At 67.1% G+C, this 16,558-nt stretch carries 10 protein-coding genes; 4 read left to right on the top strand and 6 right to left on the bottom strand.

Annotation, left to right across the window (positions count from 1 at the left end):
• Positions 1-146: 146 nt before the first annotated feature.
• Together ASG37_RS12705 and ASG37_RS12700 are read right to left on the bottom strand one after the other, a co-directional pair.
• The gene (locus ASG37_RS12705; RefSeq protein ID WP_235525237.1) at positions 147-3,371 is read right to left on the bottom strand and encodes a TonB-dependent receptor; all 3,225 of its coding nucleotides are present in this window, start codon (positions 3,369-3,371) and stop codon (positions 147-149) included.
• A gap of 159 nt (positions 3,372-3,530) precedes the next feature.
• Positions 3,531-4,634, bottom strand: coding sequence for a glycoside hydrolase family 43 protein (locus ASG37_RS12700; RefSeq protein WP_055760776.1), 1,104 nt, complete (start codon positions 4,632-4,634; stop codon positions 3,531-3,533).
• A gap of 218 nt (positions 4,635-4,852) precedes the next feature.
• On the opposite strand from ASG37_RS12700, the gene galB reads away from it, so the two are divergent.
• From galB to ASG37_RS12685, 3 genes are all read left to right on the top strand, one after another.
• Positions 4,853-7,537, top strand: coding sequence for a beta-galactosidase GalB (gene galB, locus ASG37_RS12695; protein ID WP_082448452.1), 2,685 nt, complete (start codon positions 4,853-4,855; stop codon positions 7,535-7,537).
• Between the two features lie 163 nt (positions 7,538-7,700).
• On the top strand, positions 7,701-9,311 hold the full coding sequence (locus ASG37_RS12690) for an inorganic phosphate transporter (RefSeq protein WP_082448450.1): 1,611 nt from the start codon (positions 7,701-7,703) through the stop codon (positions 9,309-9,311).
• Positions 9,312-9,336: 25 nt separating this feature from the next.
• Positions 9,337-10,767 (top strand): hypothetical protein, encoded by a 1,431-nt coding sequence (locus tag ASG37_RS12685; protein WP_055760773.1) that lies wholly within the window; start codon positions 9,337-9,339, stop codon positions 10,765-10,767.
• A gap of 4 nt (positions 10,768-10,771) precedes the next feature.
• Here ASG37_RS12685 and ASG37_RS12680 read toward each other — a convergent pair whose 3' ends face one another.
• A complete protein-coding gene (locus ASG37_RS12680; protein ID WP_055760771.1) occupies positions 10,772-11,542 on the bottom strand; it encodes a hypothetical protein in 771 nt (256 codons plus the stop codon).
• A 142-nt stretch (positions 11,543-11,684) separates the two neighbouring features.
• Here ASG37_RS12680 and ASG37_RS12675 point away from each other — a divergent pair, with 142 nt between their 5' ends.
• The gene (locus ASG37_RS12675) at positions 11,685-12,785 is read left to right on the top strand and encodes a glycosyltransferase (protein ID WP_055760768.1); all 1,101 of its coding nucleotides are present in this window, start codon (positions 11,685-11,687) and stop codon (positions 12,783-12,785) included.
• Here the strand turns inward: ASG37_RS12675 and ASG37_RS12670 are convergent.
• From ASG37_RS12670 to ASG37_RS12660, 3 genes are all read right to left on the bottom strand, one after another.
• A complete protein-coding gene (locus ASG37_RS12670) occupies positions 12,746-13,315 on the bottom strand; it encodes a hypothetical protein (RefSeq protein WP_156349194.1) in 570 nt (189 codons plus the stop codon). The genes ASG37_RS12675 and ASG37_RS12670 overlap by 40 nt on opposite strands.
• Positions 13,316-13,591: 276 nt before the next feature.
• Complete coding sequence (locus ASG37_RS12665) at positions 13,592-14,437, bottom strand: glycosyltransferase family 2 protein (RefSeq protein WP_200909806.1); 846 nt, start codon at positions 14,435-14,437, stop codon at positions 13,592-13,594.
• Complete coding sequence (locus tag ASG37_RS12660; RefSeq protein ID WP_055760762.1) at positions 14,434-16,503, bottom strand: HAD-IIB family hydrolase; 2,070 nt, start codon at positions 16,501-16,503, stop codon at positions 14,434-14,436. The genes ASG37_RS12665 and ASG37_RS12660 overlap by 4 nt, the downstream gene beginning before the upstream one ends.
• Positions 16,504-16,558: the final 55 nt, after the last annotated feature.

Genomic DNA, 16,558 nt, shown 5'->3' with positions numbered 1-16,558 from the left:
TCCCTGCCGCCCACACCGGACCATCTGACGCGCCGGATGCTACCGCCGGCTGGCCGGATGGTGACGTTTCGGTCATCCGGCATAAAAAAACGTGGCCGGCACGGATGCCGACCACGTCAGGGGAGGGAAGGGTTGAACCGGACCGATCAGAAGCGGCCGCGGATGCCGACCAGCAGCGTGCGGCCGGGATTATATTCGTTGAAGGTCGCGTTGGGGAACTGGAAGTAGCTCGCCTGCGCCTGCTTGGTGATGTTGATGACGTTGACGACGACGGTCGGCAGATAGTCGTTGCCGAGGATCTTGCCGAGGTCGACGTTGCCCGAGAAGTCGAGCTGACCATAGTTGCGGCCGAAGATCGCGCCGTTGGTGATGCCGTTCTGGTTCAGCCCCGAACCCTGCGACCCTTCGTTGTAGGTGTAGGTCAGCCGCGTCGACAGGCCGTTGCCCTCGTAATAGCCGGTCAGCGTATAGGTGGTGGGGGCGACGCCTAGCGCGACGGCGGGGGCGCCGGTGCCTTCACCCTTCTGGTCGATCAGCGTCAGGTTGCCCTGCACGCCGAAGCCCTCGACGCCGATATGGCGCGTCAGGAAGTCGAGCGGCTGGGTGATCTGGAATTCCAGACCGTTGACCTTCAGCTTGCCGTTGGCGTTCACCTGCTGCTGGATCTGGATCAGCACCTGTTCGGGGGCGATGCCCGAGGGGCGGGCGCGATCGATCAGCGCCTGCTGCTGCGCCTGCGTCAGCGACGAGAAGGTGATGCCGAAGGGTTCGAGCGTCGAGAAGGGAACGGTGTTGACGCCGTTGATGGTGAAGCCGGTGATCGACTTGCGGAACGCCGCCACCGCGATCACGCCTTCGCCGCCGGTATAATATTCGAACCCGAGGTCGATATTGTCCGAGATATACGGGTTAAGCGCGTTGTTGCCGAGCGTGCCGACGTCGGCCGAGGGCTGGACGAAGCTGGCGCCGGGCAGGAGCTGGTTCGGATCGGGCCGGGTCATCGTCCGCGAGATCGAGCCGCGCGCCACCGCCTTGCGCCCGAAGTTGTAGGCGATGCTCGCCGAGGGCAGGAAGTTGGAATAGAGCCGGTTCGTCTCGGTGAAGTTGATGATCGGCGCATAGCACGACCCGTCGAGCGCGAAGTTGTTGGCGCTGCTGCCCGGGCAGGTCACGCCGTTCCGCGTGTTGAGCGGATTGGGCACGGTGGTGCGCCCGCCGACGACCTGTTCGGTACGGACATAGCGCACGCCGCCGTTCAGGCGGATGGTGTCCTCGTCGCCCACGTCGAACACGCCGTTCATCTCGACGAAGGTGCCCGTCACCTTTTCGCGGATCAGGCCGCCGTTGGCGCCGCTGCTGCCCGCCCCCGTCTCGGTCGCGCCGGCGAGCAACTGGTCGTACCCGGTCGCCGCCTTCACCTTGTTCCAGTCGACGGTGACGAAGCCATTGTCGCCGGGCAGCAGATAGGAGGGGACCGCCGCCGTCGGGATGATCGACCCGCGATAGACGAGCGGCGCGCCGCCGACGGTCGCCGCCGTGCCGTACGCCGGATAGGTCGGATAGCCCGAGGGTGCGACCGTGCCGGGCACGTTGGCGCCGTCGCAGATCGGCTGGCGGTTCGGGCTGGGCAGCACCACGCTGGGGTTGTTGCCACAGATTGCGGCCTGCCACGGAATGGTGTTGTCGAACGGCGTGATCCGGCGGCTGACGTCGTCATAGGCGCCGCCGACGCGGACGCTGAAACGCTTTTCGTCGCCGAACAACAGGCTGCCGCGGATGCCGCGCGTCTCGGTCTTGCGCTCCTCGCCGTTCAGGTTGACGCGGCCGCCGCCCGCCCAGCCGAAATTGGCCGGATTGTTGAGATCGACGTTGCTGGTGATCGACGGAATGCCGCCGTCGTTCTTGTAGGTGACGGTCGTTCCGCTGCTCGGCGGGGTGATGACGAGGAAGGTCGGGCTTTCGCGGCGGAAGTTGCTCTGCGTGTAGTTGGCCTGCAGGTCGCCCTTGATGAAATCGTTGACGACGAACTCGGCACCGGGGTTCACGCCCCAATAGTCCTGCGTGTCCTTGTAGGGGCGATATTCGAGGAAGAACTGCGCATTGGCATAGGTGCCACCGGTGACGGTGCAACCGGCCGAACAGTCGGTCTTGTCATAGGTGGTGTTGAGCGGGATCGCCGCGCCGTTGCGCACCGCCCAGTTCATCGCGGTGCGGGTGAATTCGGTATCGCGCTTGGCGTACATGCCATCGACATAGAAGTGCAGTGCGTCGCTTGGCCGCCATTCGAGGCTGACGAGGCCGTTGTAGCGGGTGCGTTCGCCGATTTCAGTGCGCGGCCGGCCGAGGCGCGGCAGGATGCCGTTGTCGATCTGGTCGATCGTCGCACCCGGATTGTTGCGCAGCAGGAACGCCTGATCGATCACCGTACCGGCGATCAGGCCGTTGCCGGCATTGGCGGGGACGGTCGTCGGAATGGTGAAGTTGCCGCCGCCGGTCGCGTTGCGGGTCGCCGAGCTGCTCTGTGCGGCGGTCAGATTGGGGTTGGTCCAGCCGACCGTCTCGAACCCGTCGACGCGGAACTGGTTCTTGACCGCCGCGCCGCCGACGAGAATGCCGAAGTCGCCGAAGGTCGCGCTGGCCAGCACATGGCCGCGATAGCCCCATTTGTCGGCGGTGCTGACCTTCGAACCCTGAAGGCCATAGCTGATATAGGGCTTGGGATTGTCGAACGGCCGTGCCGAACGCAGGTTGACGGTGCCGGCGGCACCCCCTTCGATCTGGCTGGCGGTCGGCGACTTGCTGACGGTCAACTGCGTGAACAACTCGGTCGGGATCAGGTCGAGATCGACTTCGCGATTCGTGCTCTGCGCATCGAAGCGGACCGAGGCGATCGCCGCCGGCGCGCCGTTCAGCAGCACGCGGGTGAAGTTGGTGCCAAGGCCGCGGATCGCGACGTTGGCGCCTTCGCCGGTCACTTCGCGGCTGATGGTCACGCCGGGGATGCGGTTGACCGATTCGGCGATGTTGGTGTCGGGGAACTTGCCGATGTCCTCGGCGAAGATCGTGTCGGTGAAGCCGATCGAATTGCGCTTGGCGTTCGTCTGGCTGGTCAGCGACGCGCGGTAGCCGGTAACGACGATGTCGTCATTGCCGGTGGTGGACGGGTCGGCCGGGGCCTGCGCGGTCGAATCGATCGCGGTCGGCTGGGTCGCGCCGGCACCATCCTGTGCCTGCGCCTCGGCGGCGGTGGTTTCGGTGACGACGGTGGCGGTCGGCGGGGTGGTGGTCTGCGCCAGCACCGGCCAGGCGGTGGTGCCCAGCAACAGCATCGAGACCGAACCCGCGCGACGCAACAAACCCGTGGTGGCCATGAAACCTCTCCCCAATGACGCCGCGGATTCGCGGTCTGATGGAAAGGTGGTAGCGCTATCAGATGGGTTGCGTCAACTGGCTAGACCAATTGTATGAATCGTCTTGCCGCAACCGGTCTGGCGTGCCGCCCGGCCGAAACCGGGCGGCAGCCGGCCGGGTCAGCGACGGCGCATCGGGTCGATCGTCACGATCGTGCCGTCGGGATTATAGGTCAGTTCCGTCACCTTGACGTTGCGCAGCCGCGTCTGTCCCGACAATTGCGTATCGGCATAGAACAGCCACCATTTGCCGTTCGCCTTCACGATCGAATGATGCGTCGTCCAGCCCTCGACCGGATCGAGGATGCGGCCGGTATAGGTGAACGGTCCGTAGGGCGAGGTGCCGATCGCATAGTTGATGTAATGCGTATCGCCGGTGGAATAGCTGAAATAATATTTGCCGTTATATTTGTGCATCCACGACGCTTCGAAGAAACGCCGGTCGTGATCGCCGCCGAGCAGCGGCTTGCCCTGCGGATCGAGGATCACGACGTCGCGCGGGGCCTCGGCGAATTCGGTCATGCTGCCGTCGAGCGCGGCGACCTTGGGCATGAGGGCCGGCTTGTCGTCGGCCATCAGGTCGGTCTTGGAGCCGTTCGGGTCGTAGGTGCCGGTGGTGTTGCGCTGCAACTGTCCGCCCCAGATTCCGCCGAAATACATATAGCTGCGACCGTCGTCGTCGGTGAACACCGCCGGATCGATCGAGAAGCTGCCCTTGATCGGCTGGGGGTTGGGCACGAACGGGCCGGTCGGCGATTTCGAGGTGGCGACGCCGATGCGGAACGCGCCCTGCCGGTCCTTGGCCGGGAAATAGAGATAATAGGTATCGCCCTTCTTCGCGGCATCGGGCGCCCACATCTGGCTGGCGGCCCATGGCACCTGCGTCACGTCGAGCGCGACCGGATGCAGCGTGACCGGTCCGCCGACGCGGTCCATGCTCATCACGCGATAGTCACGCATCTCGAAATGCGCGCCCAGATCGTCCTCGGGGGTCGGCCCGTCGATGTCGTGGCTGGGATAGACGTAGATCTTGCCGTTCCACACATGTGCCGAGGGGTCGGCGGTGTAGATTTCGCTGACCAGCGGCTGCGACAGATAGCGCGCCGGATCGGACCGGGCGGCGGGGGCGGCGGCACTGGCCGTCACGGGCGGGGTCGGGGCCGTGGTGGTACACGACGCGAGCATCGCGGCGGACATGGTCGCCGCCCAAGTCATTCTGGTCATCGTCTCTCCTGATCGCCGCCATCGCCGGTGGTCAGGCCGATCGTTAGCGCTATCACCGCCGGTTGGGCAAGGTCGCGTTCGCTTGGGATGGCGTGGTCATTGGTCTTACAATATCACGGGCGGATGCCAAACCACGGACGGCATATGGCAGGTTGACGATCGCTCGATCGCCGGGGATGATAGCGGTAACGAGAAATAATCCGGCCCAAGGAGAGACAATGCCGCGGTATCCCGATCATCGGTACGCCGCCTGCGCGATCGTGCTGACGATATTGGTCAGTCCGGTCGCCGAGGCCCAGACGCAACGCATCCGGCTGGACGAGTGGCGGTTCCAGCAGGGCGATCCGGCGGGGAACACCGTCGACCTGCGCTACGACGTGCGGCCGGCGGTCGAGCGCAGCGCCGACGGCAAGGTCGCCGACGCCATGCCCGATGCGGCGGTCGTGGTCGACGCGGCGAACCAGCGGGTGTTGAAACCGTGGATCCTGCCCAGCGCCAATGCCTTCATCGCCGATCCGGCGAAGCGCCATGTCCGGCCGGCGGGCGATCCGGGCAGCGACGTCGCCTATGTCCGTGCGACCTTCGACGATGCCGCGTGGCAACGGGTGCGGTTGCCGCACGACTGGGCGATCGCCGGACCGTTTCTGAAGGATGGTCCCTATGGCGGCATGGGGCGGCTCAGGACCTGGGGGCCGGCATGGTATCGCCGGACGATCGACATCGCCGCCGCCGATCGCGGCAAATCGGTGTTCCTCGATGTCGAAGGGGCGATGGCCTATGCCACCGTCTGGCTGAACGGGCATCTCGTCGGCGGCTGGCCCTATGGCTATAATAGCTGGCGGCTCGACCTGACGCCCTATGTCGTGCCGGGCCAGCGCAACCAGTTGTCGATCCGGCTCGACAATCCGCCCGAATCGGCGCGCTGGTATCCCGGCGCCGGCCTGTACCGCGACGTGTGGCTGGTAAAGACCCGGCCGGTGCATGTCGCGCAATGGGGCAGCGTCGTGCGGACGCCCAGCGTGTCGAAGGAGGCGGCCGAGGTCACGCTGGCGCTGAGCGTCGACAATGACGGCACCACCCCCGCGACCGTCGAGGTGACGAGCGACCTCTATGCACTCGACGCCAATGGTGCGCGCTCGGGCAAGGCGGTGGCGCGGATCGCGCCGGTGCGGCAGACGGTGGCGGCAAAGGCGACCGCCCGGTTCGACGGGCGTACCATCATCGCCCATCCGCGGCTGTGGGGACCGCCGCCGACACAGGCACCCAACCGCTATGTCGCGGTATCGCAGGTGCGGCGGAACGGGCGGCTGGTCGACAGCTACGAGACGCGCTTCGGCGTGCGCGACATCCGGTTCGAAGGTGCGCGGGGCGTTCTGGTCAATGGCGAGGCGGTGACGCTGAACGGCGTCAACAACCACCATGACCTCGGCGCGATCGGCGCGGCGTTCAACATGCGCGCGGCCGAGCGGCAGTTGGAGATCCTGCGCGAGATGGGCGTCAATGCGATCCGGCTGAGCCACAATCCGCCGGCACCGGGGCTGCTCGAACTGACCGATCGCATGGGCTTCCTCGTGATCGACGAGGTGTTCGATTCGTGGGAGCGCAAGAAAACCCCGCTCGATTTCCACCTGATCTTTCCCGACTGGCACGAAGCCGATCTGCGCGCGATGCTGCGGCGCGACCGCAACCACCCGTCGATCATGCTGTGGAGTGTCGGCAACGAGGTGGGCGAGCAATATACCGGCGAGGAGGGGGCGAAGATCGCACGCGAACTGGTGTCGATCGTGCGGCAGGAGGATACGCGGCCGACGACGACCGCGATGAACTATGCCAAGCCCGACATGCCGCTTCCGGCCGAAGTCGACGTCATCAACATCAACTATCAGGGCGGCGGCATCCGCACGCTGCCGGGACAATATCCCGGTTTCCGCGCGAAATTCCCGACCAAGGTATTGTTCGAGAGCGAGAGCGCGTCGGCGCTGAGCAGTCGCGGCGAATATCTGTTCCCGGTGTCGGGCAGCGTCAGCGGACCGGTACGCCCCGGCTCGGGCGGCGATCCGGTAACGCATCAGGTGAGCGCGTATGAACTGCACGCCGCCGATTTCGGATCGACGCCCGACCGCGAATGGTCGGCGATCGACCAGAATCCGGGAGTCGCGGGCGAGTTCGTGTGGACCGGCTTCGATTATCTGGGCGAGCCGACGCCCTATTATACCTCGCGCAGCTCCTATTCGGGGATCGTCGATCTCGCCGGTTTTCCGAAGGACCGCTACTGGCTGTATCAGGCGCGCTGGCGGCCCACCCTGAAATTCGCGCATATCCTGCCGCACTGGAGCTGGCCCGGCCGCGAGGGTCAGGTGACGCCGGTGCAGGTGTTCAGCTCGGCGGACGAGGCGGAGCTGTTCGTGAACGGCGTATCGCAGGGCCGGGTGAAGCGCGCGCCCTATGCCTATCGCTTCCGCTGGGATTTCGTGACGTACCAGCCGGGCGAGGTGAAGGTCGTGACGTGGAAGAACGGCCAGCCATGGGCGAGCGAAACCGTGGCGACGACCGGTGCGGCGACTGCGTTGAAGGCCAGCGTCGATCGCAACCGGATCACCGCGGACGGCCGCGACCTCGCCTTCGTTACGCTCGACGTGGTCGATGCGGCGCAGCGGATCGCGCCGGCGGCCAAGCCGCCGGTCCGCTTCCGGGTGGAGGGGCCGGGCGTGCTGGTCGCGACCGACAACGGCGATCCGACCGACCTGACCGCCTTTCCCTCGGCGGTGCGGCATGCCTTCAACGGCAAGGCGCTGGCGATCGTCCGCGCCAACGAAGGCGCGCGGGGGCCGATCACGCTGATCGCCGAGGCCGACGGACTGGTCCCGGCGCGGGTCGTCATCACGCCGGTTCCGCCCGGCTGATCGCGGCCGCCGGCGGGGTGCCGGCGATGCGACCGAACAATATCGCCAAAGCCTGATCCATCCGCTATGGGCCGCTCGCCCGGCGCGATGCCGACACCCGGGCGGTGTGAAGCTGTCACACTTCGTCGATAGGACGACCCGTTCATTCGGCAGGGGAATATCGATGACGAGCGCAGCGCTGGAGCGGGATGGACGCCCCGGCCCGAAACTGGACGACAATTTCGGTCGTGCCGGTTCCCTTGGGTTCGTTGTGGCGATCATCGCCGCGCTCGGATACGTGTTCTACAACGTCTATCGCGATGCCGCCGCCGTCAGCGTCGATCCGCTGACGCTGATGCCCTTCGCGCTGCTGTTGCTGGCGCTGGTGATCGCGCTCGGCTTCGAATTCGTCAACGGCTTTCACGACACCGCCAATGCGGTCGCCACCGTGATCTACACCAATTCGATGCCGGCGCATGTCGCCGTTGTGTGGTCCGGGGTGTTCAATTTCCTCGGCGTGCTGTTGTCGACGGGGGCGGTGGCGTTTGGGATCATCTCGCTGCTGCCGGTCGAGCTGATCCTTGGCGCCGGATCGGCGTCGGGCTTCGCGATGGTGTTCGCGCTGCTGATCGCGGCGATCGTGTGGAACCTCGCCACCTGGGCGCTCGGCATTCCGTCGTCGTCGTCGCACACGCTGATCGGATCGATCATCGGCGTCGGCGTGGCGAATGCGATCATCCAGGGGCGCAGCGGTTCGGCCGGCGTCGACTGGGACAAGGCGGCGGACATCGGCAAGGCGCTGCTGGTATCGCCAGCGATCGGTTTCGGCGTGGCGGCGTTGCTGTTTCTTGCGATGAAGACGCTGGTGCGCAACCGCGCGCTGTATGAAGCACCGGTCGCCGATACGCCGCCGCCGCTGTGGATCCGCTGCCTGCTGATCTTTACCTGCACCGGCGTCAGCTTCGCCCATGGATCGAACGACGGGCAGAAGGGCATGGGGCTCATCATGCTGATCCTGATCGGCACGGTGCCCACCGCCTATGCGCTCAACCGCGCGGTGCCCGCGCAATATGAGGCGCAGTTCGCCACCAACAGCGCCGCCGCGCTCCGCGTGCTCGGCCCGCGTGCGCAGGTGCAGGCCGCGCCCGACGAAGCGACTGCCCGCACCCAGGCGCAAAGCTACATCGCCTCGCACAAGATCGCTGCCGACACCGTGCCCGCCGTATCGACGCTGATCGGCACGATCGACCAGCAGGTCCGCGAATATGGCCGTCTGGCCAAGGTGCCCGCCGCGGTCAGCGGCAACATGCGCAACGACATGTATCTGACGTCGGAAGCGATCAAGCGGCTGTCGAAGGAGAATGCGCTGGCGCTGACCGACGCCGACAAGCAGGTGCTGACCGAATATCGCGGCTCGCTCGATTCGGGCACGCGTTTCATCCCGCTGTGGGTGAAGGTCGCGGTCGCCTTCGCGCTCGGGCTCGGCACCATGGTCGGGTGGAAGCGGATCGTCGTGACGGTCGGCGAGAAGATCGGCAAGACCCACCTGACCTATGCGCAGGGCGCGTCGGCCGAACTGGTGGCGATGGGCACGATCTTCGGCGCCGACAGCCTCGGCCTGCCGGTGTCGACCACGCATGTCCTGTCGTCGGGCGTGGCCGGAACGATGGCGGCCAACCGGTCGGGGTTGCAGATGGCGACGGTGCGCAACCTGCTGATGGCATGGGTGCTGACGCTGCCGGTGTCGGTGTTGCTGTCGGGGTCGCTGTACTTCCTGCTCAACAAGCTGTTCTGATTTCGGCGGCGGGGAACGCAGGACCATGCCGACCCCGCCGTTGCAGCGCGATCCCGTCGCCTGGGCGATCCTGCTGCTGACATGGTTTTCGTGCGCGTGGTTCGGATCGTGGGAATTTAACCCGAACAATGCGGTGCGGATGTTCGCCGCGATCGCGATCGTCGAACAGGGCGATGCGACGATCGACCGTTACGCGCCGCTGACGATCGACAAGGCACGGTTCGGCGAGCATTATTATTCGGATAAGGCGCCGGGCATGACCTTGCTCGCGCTGCCGGTCGTCGCGGTGGCCGACCGGGTGTCGGGGGTGACGTCGAGCGACTATACCCCGGCGTTCGAGGACCCCGGCTTCAACCGCTTCCTGAAAATCCGTATCCGGCTGGTCGCGGCATTGGTGTGTGCCGGCCTTACCGCGCTGGCGGCGATGCTGCTCTACGGCTGGGTCGGGGGGCTGACCGGCGACCGAAGCGCGGGCGTGGTCGCGGCGCTGAGCTATGGGCTGGGCACCACCGTCTGGGGATGGTCGACGACGATCTTCGGCCATGCGCCGGTCGCGGCGTTGCTGGTGATCGCCGGCTGGGCGGTGTGGCGGGGGAGCGCGTCGCCCGCGATCCCGTGGCGCTATCCGCTGGTTGCCGGGCTGGCGCTGGGCTGGGCGGTGCTGATCGAGCATTCGGCGCTGATCGCCGGACTGCCGGTCGGGCTGTACGCGCTATGGAGCCTGCGCGACCGGAACCGCGCCGAACAGGTGCGCGCCTGCGGTATCGTGCTGGCGGCGGGGGCGAGCGCGCTGGTCCTGCTGCTCGGCTATAACTGGTTCGCGTTCGGGACGGTGTTTCGCCTCGGCTATTCGGGCGTCACCGATTTCGCAGGGATGCAGGAGGGGCTGTTCGGGCTGACCTATCCCAAGCCCGATGTCCTGTATCAACTGACCTTCGGCGAGCGGCGGGGAATGCTGTGGGTCGCGCCGATCCTGATCGTCGCGCCATTCGGGATCGCGATGCTGATCGCCGATGCGCGCACCCGCGCGGTCGGATGGCTGGCGCTGGGCGGGGCGGTGCTGCCGTTCCTCATCAACGCCTCCTATTATTACTGGGACGGCGGCAATGCGACCGGGCCGCGCCATGCGCTGCCGGCGGTCGGGTTCCTGTGCCTCGGCATCGGCATGTTCTGGGCGAGAGCGCTGCGCTGGTCGCGGCTGGCGGTGGCGGCGTTGCTGGCAGGATCGATCGTGCTCAACATGGCGATCGCCAGCGCCGAGATCACCGCGCCGGGCAGCGTCGAGCGCGCAGTGCGCGACGGCGTGTTCGCCGAACGGTTCGATCCGGGCTATCTGCGCACCGTCGCCGACGAATGGCTGGGCTATACCCCGTGGCAGGGGCTGGCGATCTGGGCGGTGGTGGCGGGCGCGATGCTGGCGGTGCTGTTGCTGCTCGTGCGGCGGCGGCCCGCCTGATCGTTTATTCGGCGGCCTGTGCCTGAAGCGCGGGAATGTCGAAGCCGAAGCGCGCCTCTACCTCGGGGTCGAGCCATGCGTGGATATGGGCGAGGTCGGCGTCCGATACCCGATCGTAGCGGGTCGGCACGAACTTGCGGAAACCCTGCCCCTTGTAGCTGTCGTGCGACACGAAGGGTCCGCTGCGGGTGAGGCCGGTCGCAGCCGCCAAATCGTCGATCACCCCCTGCGGATCGGCAAGGAACGCATCCTGCCCGAGCAGCGCGACATGATGCGCGCGGTCGCCAAGCTCGCTCCAATGGCGCAGCTTCGCGGTCCGCTTGGCGAGCGGGTTGGCGAACCGGTCGCCGGTCACGGGGCAGCGTTCGTGCAGCATCTCGCGCCCCAGCACCGGATGGTCGGCGTCGACCCCCCAGAATTCCTGGTCCCAATAGCTGTGCCATGGCGCGCGGATGAAGTCGGAGAAGCCGAGCGCCTTGAGATCGGGATGGGCGTGCCATGGCTGGCGGTGCAGGCTGCGCACCCAGTCTACGGGATCGCGCGCGATCACCAGCACCATCACGTCGCGCGGGAACAACACCTGTTCGGGGACGAACCAGTGTTTGAAACCGCAGCTTTCCGTAAAGGCGGCGGCCCCGAGGTTCGCCTCGATCGAGCGGATCAGCACGTTGGTGCCCGAACAGCGTTGTCCATAGACCTGGATCGCCCGGATCGGGGCGTGCCCACGCCGAAGCAGCGACAGGCCGGGACGGGGGCTGGTCCAGCGTTCGGACATGGGTAATTCCTAGCGATCGAATCGGAAATTGTTGCGCTACCGCAATAACTTAGCTATGCGGGATACGCCGGGTGCGAACAAGGGTTCCCCGGCCGGAACGCAGCGTACGCCGCTGTCGATAGTCGGGTTCTCCGGGGGATATATGACGACACGGCCGATCACCTTCTTCATCCATCATCAAGGGCGCGGACACGCCAATCGCGCGATGGCGATCATCCGCGAACTGCCGCCCGAACGGCGCGTGACGATCCTGTGTGCGCGGCCCGACCTGTTCGACGGGTTCGACCGGCCGATCGAGCTGATCGAACTGCCCAACATGATCGGCGCGCCGGTGCCCACCGCTGCGCTGTTCGACCAGCCGACGCCCGAGGTGCTGCATTGCGTACCCTTGGGCGTCGCGGCGACGCGGCGAACGATGCGCACGATCCTCGACCATCTCGACGATGTCGGCCCTGCGCTGTTCGTGGTCGACGTGTCGGCAGAGATCGCGCTGATGGCGCGGATCGCGAGCGTGCCGGCGATCAAGATCCGCATGCACGGCGACCGGACCGATCCGGGGCATCTCGGTGCCTATCAGGCGTGCGTTGGCTTGCTGGCGCCGTTCGATGAGGGCATCGAGCAGGATGATTTCCCCGACTGGGCGCGGGCCAAGACCTGCTACACCGGCGGCCTGTGTACCACGACCGATCCGGTGCCATCGAAAGCCGAGGCGCGGGCAAGGCTGGGGATCGATCCGAACCGCGAGGTCGTACTGGTGCTCACCGGCGGGGGCGGGGCGGGGACGCCCTATGCGCCGCTGACGATGGCGGCGCGGGCGGTGCCGGACGCGCTGTGGCTGGTGATCGGACCGGTCCACCGCGAGGGGCATGAAACCGACTTCGGCAATCTGGTGGAGAAGGGCTGGGTCGCGAACGTCACCGATCATATCGCGGCAGCCGACGTCGTCATCGCGTCGGCCGGGGACAATACGGTGCACGAGATCGCGCGGGTCGGCCGGCCCTATATCTGCGCGCCCGAATGGCGCTATTTCGCCGAACAGACGCGCAAGGCCGACCGGCTGGCCGAGGTCGGCGCGGCGGTGGCGCTGCACCGCTGGCCGGGGTCACTCAGCCCATGGCGCGGGCTGCTCGACGCGGCGAAGGCGCTCGATCCTGCGGCGCTGGCGGCGCTGTACGATCCCGCCGCCGCCGCCCATGCCGCCGATTATATCGAAGGGCTGGCGGTACGGCTCTGGGCGGAGTGACGCGCGGCGCGGGCGAAGCATCCCGCGGCGACCAGCCAGAGCGTGCCGAACAGGGCGACGCCGAGCGTGACTTCATACACGCCCTGCCCGCCCGGCGCGGCCCAGCCCAAGGTCCAGCCGAGCGTGCCGGCAAGCAACTGGGCAAGCGCGGTGCCCTGCATCACGCGGACCATGCCGGCGCTGCCGAACCGGACGAACAGCCCGCCGAGGATGGCGATGGCGAGGACGATCAGGAACATCGCATTGGCCGGATTATCCCCGTCGCCGAGCAGGCCGACCGCGGCGTTGCTCCATAGCAGCAGGAAGGCGGTGCCGATTGCGACGATCGCGCCCGCGCGATAGGCGGGGTTGCCCGAGGTGCGCACCGCCAGCTCGATCATCCCGCCGAGTGCGGCGAACATCGCGGCGGCGAAGCCGTAATCCGCCGGCGTCCATGGTGCGCCCGCCGCCCATGGCAACAGCAACAACGCGGCAAGGCCGCCCCATCCGAGAAGCCGCCAGGGAAAGGTGGGTCGCCGGACCGTGCGCATCGGAACCTCCATCGTCGTGATCGATCGGACGATAGGCGGACGATGTGCGGCGGGTATCGAGCGGGCATGCAGATTTGGTGGATTCGGTCCTGGGTCGGGTCGACATTTAACGAAATGGCTTCCCAATCTGCTCCCCTCCCTGAAAGGGAGGGGGTGGGGGTGGGTTGGCCGGTTGTGGAGCGCTTACGTTTCCTCTCGGGCCGACCCACCCCCAACCCCTCCCTTCCAGGGAGGGGAGCCACCAAAAGCCAACGTCTGGCTGAATGCCGATCCCAGCTAACTGAACAACGCATCCCAGCGCCGGCTGGCGGCGATCTCGGCAGGGGTAGGGTCGCGCAGGCGTTCGATCGCGGTCGCGTCGGGGGTCCAGCGGATAAGTCCGGCATCCGCGAACTGGCCGAGCCAATAGTCCATGCACCACCGGCCCCAGCGTTCGCGGAAGCGGGCGGCATTGCGCAGGATCGGGTCGAACTGGTGGAGCGGGGGGACGTGGACCGCGTGATGCTGATGCCATGCGACCGCGCCGCCGACCCATGCCATCGGCACGCCCGCCGCGTGGAGCCGCCACGCGAAGTCGGTTTCCTCAGCCCCATAGCCGACATAGCCCTCGTCCATGCCGCCCGCCGCATCCCATGCGCTGCGGGGGAGGGCGAACGACAGGCCCCAGAGTTCGCCGTGGCTCGGCACCGGGCGGACCTCGGCGTCGGCGAGCGCCGGCTTGGCGGGGTGGCGCTGGCCGATGTACGGCAGCGCCGCCGGATCGACCGGGCCGGGCGGCAGATAGCGGACTTCGCCGAGATAGACGCCGGGCGCGTCGGCCAGCACGGCGGCATAGCGTTCGACCAGCGTCGGCGAGGGGATGCAGTCCACATCCAGAAAGATCAGCGTGTCGCCCTCTGCGGCGGCAGCGGCGGCGTTGCGCGCGCGGGCGAGCGGCATCGGATCGCCGGGGACGAACACCTCACACACCCGCACGCCGGGATCGGGCAGGCCGGTGGGGGCGGCGTCCTGCATGTACGCGATGACGACTTCGTCCGGGGCCTGCGTCTGGCGGGCGATGCCGGCAAGCAACTGCGCAAGATGCCCCTCGCGGCCGCGCACCAGCGTGCAGACCGAAATCACGCGATCAGCCGCCGGTCGGGTTGCGCGCGGAAATGGGCGACGCCTTCCATGATGCCGAACGCATAGCCGGTCCGCGCGACATAGCTGTGCGCGAGGTCGGCGCGCTCCGCCAGTCCATCCGAATAATTGCCGACGATGATCGATCGGGCGCAGGCGCGCAGCATCTCGACGTCATTGCCGCTGTCGCCCGCGACGATCACCTGATCGGGGCGCAGGCCATGATGCTGACGGACATATTCGACCGCTGTACCCTTCGACGCGGCGAGCGGCAGCACGTCGAGATAGCGGTTGTGGCTGTGGATCACCGAGGCGGTGACGCCGGCGGCGGCGAGCAGGTCGCGCACCCGTTCGGTGATGTCCGCCTCGCCGCCGGTGAAATAGCTGAGCTTGTGGCTGCGCTGTTCGAGCGGGCTTTGCGGGCGGAGATGGTCGACGGTGGCGAGCAGCCGCGCGATGGCAGCGCGGTCCCAGCCGGCGTCGATCCGCCGGGTCCACGCATCGTCGCGGGCATAGACGCCGCCGTGGACGCGGTGGTAGATTTCCGATCCGACCGAGGTAATCATGACGGCGGGCGGCGCGACATGGTTCTGCGCGAGGATCGCCAGCGCGCTGTGCAGGCTGCGGCCGGTGGCGATGCCGAACGCCATGTCGCGCTGGTCGCCGTGCCACAGGTTGAACGCGGCGGCGGCCTCCGCCTCGCCGAGCAGCGTGTTGTCGATGTCGGAGACGAGCAGCAGACGCGGCGACTCCATCACCGGGGCCGGCGGGGCGATGACCGCCTGCGCCAGTTCGACATAGCGTTCGACATGGCCGTCCCAGTCGTACAGCCGTGCCGCGACCGCCCCGGCCTGCGAATACCGGTCCCACAGCATGTCGTCGGAGAGGATTTTCAGCACCGCCTGACCGATGGCATGCGGATCGCGCGGATCGACGAGGATGCCGTTGCCGCAGCCTTCGATGATGTCGTTCGGCCCGCCGCTGTCGGTCGCGACCAACGGCAGGCCCGAGGCGGCGGCTTCGAGCAGCGTCAGGCCGAACGGTTCGTTGAGCGCGGGGTTGACGAACACGCCGCGCCGCGCGCGGGCATAGGCATAGATCGCCGGGACTTCGTGCGGGGCGTGACTCTTGGGAAGTGCTACCGATCCGTACAGGTCGTAGCGGTCGATCAGCGCGAACAGTTCGGCCATGTTGCCGGCGAGTTCGGGTTCGAGGCTGCGCGGATCGTCGCGGGTGCCGGCGACGATGACGAGGTTCGCGGCGGTCTGCAGCGCGGGGCACCGGCCATAGGCATGGACGAGGGCGGCGAGGTTCTTCTTGCTGACCGGCCGGGCGATGGCGAGGATCGCGGGCTTGGTCGGATCGGCGAGGAACCGGTCGATCCGGGCGTCGACCAGCGTATCGGTGCAGGTGCCGGCGAACAGCGCGAGATCGCTGCCCGGCGGGATGATGCGGATGCGGCCGGGATCGTAGCTCGGATAGCCGGCGTACTGCACCTCCGCCTCGTCGCGCGAGGAGGCGATGATCGCGGCGGCCCCGGCGATCGCGCGGTCCTCGATCGCGATGCGGCGGTCGATTCCCTGCGTCTCGGCGCAATCGGTGCCGAACGCAGTCCGCTTGACCCGGCCGAGCGAATGGGCGGTGAACAGATAGGGGATGCCGAGCCGGTCCTTGATCGCCGCCGCCACCGCGCCGGCATCGGCATAATGGGCATGGATCAGGTCGGGCCGGCGGTCGAGCGTCGCGATATGGGCGACGAGCGCATCGACCGTGGTTTCATGTTCGCCCCATAGCGCTTCCTTGGCCATATAGGCATCGCTCGCCGAGCGCAGGCGGACGAGGCGGGTCGTCGCATCGATCGATTCGACCGCGCGCCAATAGCCCTCGCCTGCCGGACCGCCGCGAAACGCGCGGGTAACGATTTCCTGCCGTTCGATGTCGGGATGCCGCCCGCCGGCCGTGACCAGATCGAGCAGGTAGCGGATGTGGCCGCCGGTGTCGGCCGTAACGCCATATTCCACCTCGCGCGCACGAAGACAGCCCTGCAACGCAAGATGTAGGATGAACATTACGGAACTTTCCCGTTTAAATACGTGGTGTTGGGACCACCCTGACGGAACCGTC

Origin of the sequence: Sphingomonas sp. Leaf407, assembly GCF_001425385.1 — a bacterium.
Lineage (GTDB): Bacteria > Pseudomonadota > Alphaproteobacteria > Sphingomonadales > Sphingomonadaceae > Sphingomonas.
Note: the sequence above shows the minus strand (reverse complement) of the source record. Positions and strands in the feature narration are given on the sequence as shown.